Annotated in this window: 1 protein-coding gene; it reads left to right on the plus strand. The window is 64.8% G+C overall.

What is annotated here, in order from left to right; translation table 11 throughout:
- The coding region (locus NMG80_RS01820) for a group II intron maturase-specific domain-containing protein (protein ID WP_436798527.1) at positions 1-768 on the plus strand (768 nt) is incomplete at both ends.

Raw genomic sequence — 768 nt, forward strand, 5'->3', positions numbered from 1 at the left:
CAAGCGGGTGCTGCGGTTGATCCGCCGCTACCTGCAGGCAGGGTTGATGACGGGCGGGGTCGAGACGGTGCGCAGCGAAGGGACGCCGCAAGGCGGGCCGCTCTCGCCGCTGCTGTCGAACATCCTGCTCGACGATCTCGACAAGGAACTGGAGCGGCGTGGTCATGCCTTCTGCCGTTACGCCGACGACTGCAACGTCTATGTGCGGTCGCAGCGTGCCGGTGAGCGCATCATGGCCTCGCTCACCCGGTTCTTGGCCGAGCGGCTGAAGCTAAAAGTCAACGGCGACAAGAGCGCCGTGGACCGACCGTGGAAGCGCACCTTCCTCGGCTACACCATGACCGCCCACAAAGCACCGCGCCTGTTGATTGCGCGGTCGAGCGTGGCGCGGCTGCGGGACAAGCTGAGGGCCGCGTTTCGGGCTGGGCGTGGTTGCGCCCTTGCCGCCACCGTCAAACACCTCGCCCCGATCCTGCGTGGCTGGATTGCTTATTTCCGGCTGACCGAAGGAAAGGGGATTCTGGAGGAACTGGACGGCTGGCTGCGGCGCAAACTGCGCTGCGTGCTATGGCGGCAATGGAAACGACCCACCACCCGGCGAACACGACTGGTGCAACGAGGTCTGACAGAGCAACGCGCACGTGACTCGGCCAGCAATGGCCGCGGCCCATGGTGGAACGCCGGGGCCAGTCACATGAACGACGCTTTCCGCAAGGCTTTCTTCAATGCGCTCGGGCTGATCTCGCTCCAAAACGAGCTTCGACGTCT

Source organism: Mesorhizobium escarrei, assembly GCF_935825525.1.
GTDB classification, from domain to species: Bacteria; Pseudomonadota; Alphaproteobacteria; order Rhizobiales; family Rhizobiaceae; genus Mesorhizobium; species Mesorhizobium escarrei.